The 1590-nt window shown below is 64.5% G+C and carries 1 pseudogene; it reads left to right on the top strand.

The features are described 5' to 3' along the window. Window positions 1–225: 225 nt before the first annotated feature. Window positions 226–1590: pseudogene (gene istA, locus WAW17_RS18220) on the top strand (IS21 family transposase); the annotation flags it as partial.

Raw genomic sequence — 1590 nt, 5'->3', positions numbered from 1 at the left:
TGCGTATTCCGGTCCATTCCGGCCACCGATTCCGGTCGATCCCGGCCACCCATTCCGGTGGAAGTCGGCCGCCTGATCCGGTAGCATCCCGGCCACTTTGGCCGATGCTTCCGGAATGCGACAGCCGATTCCCCCGGACGGTCCTTCCATAGTTCGAAGCGGCGCTGGACAACGATTGTCGGAGTATCCTTTCGTCTTTCCCAACAACCCCGGGGGAGGCAAAGGATGCCGACGGAGAGATTGTCCATGCGCAAGATTAAGAAGTCTTTCGACTCAAGTTCGCCTGCGGGCTTTCGGATCGCCAGATCGCCCGCAGTTGCCAGGTAGCGCGCAGCACCGCCGGAGCGTACCTTCGCCGGTTTGCCCTGGCGGGGTTGTCCTGGCCCCTCCCGTCCGATCTTTCCACCGCGGATCTGGAACGCCTCCTGTTTCCCCCGTCGCCCGTCGTCGCCGTATCGGACCGCCCCGTCCCCCTGTGGGCGCACATCCATCAGGAACTCAAGCGTAAGGGGGTCACCCTGGCCCTGCTGTGGGAGGAATACCGGGCCAGCCACCCGCAGGGGTACCACTACAGTTGGTTCTGCGACCTGTACCGGGCCTGGCACGGCAAGATCGACCTGGTGATGCGGCAGGATCACCGGGCCGGAGAGAAGCTCTTCGTCGATTACGCCGGTCAGACAGTCCCGATCGTCGATCGCCGCACCGGCGAGATCCTCTTCGACGCCCAGATCTTCGTGGCGGTGCTGGGCGCATCGAACTACTCGTACGCCGAGTCGACCCGAACGCAGAGCTTGCCGGACTGGATCGGCGCTCACGTTCGGACGTTCGCATTCCTGGGCGGGGTCCCCGGAGATCATCGTGCCGGACAACCTCAAGAGCGGCGTCACGAAGCCGTGCCGGTACGAACCGGACATCAACCCCACCTATCACGCGATGGCGGCGCATTACGGGACGGTGGTCATCCCGGCACGGGTGAGAAAGGCCAGAGACAAGGCCAAGGTCGAAGCTGGCGTGCTGCTCGTCGAGCGGTGGATCCTGGCGGCGCTTCGGAATCGCACCTTCACCAGTCTGACCGAACTCAACGAGGCGATCCGGGGACTGCTGACCCGGCTCAACGAGCGCCGGTTCCAGAAACTCCCCGGCAGCCGCCGCTCGATGTTCGAGACCGTCGACCGACCGGCCCTTCGACCGCTGCCGGCATCCCCGTACGTCTTCGAAGAGTGGTCGTATGCCGGCGTGGGCATCGACTGTCACATCGAGGTCGACGGCCATTACTACAGCGTCCCGTACGCCTTGGTGAAGAAGAAGGTCGACGTGCGCGCGACGAGTACGACCATCGAGGTCCTGTTCAAGGGCAACCGCGTCGCCTCCCACGCCCGGAGTTCCTTGAAGGGCAAGCACACCACGATCAAGGAACACATGCCGTCTTCCCATCGCCGGTACGCCGAATGGACACCGGAACGGATCCGGCGCTGGGCCGCCACGGTGGGCCCGGAGACGGCTGGACACGTCGCCGCGATCATGGAGCATCGCACCCATCCCGAGCAGGGCTTCCGCTCGGCGCTGGGAATCATGCGGTTGGCCAAAGAG

This window comes from Rhodococcus sp. (in: high G+C Gram-positive bacteria), assembly GCF_049286785.1.
Classification (GTDB): domain Bacteria; phylum Actinomycetota; class Actinomycetes; order Mycobacteriales; family Mycobacteriaceae; genus Rhodococcus_F.
The sequence above is the reverse complement of the archived record's forward strand: the minus strand, read 5'-3'. Positions and strand labels throughout refer to the sequence as shown.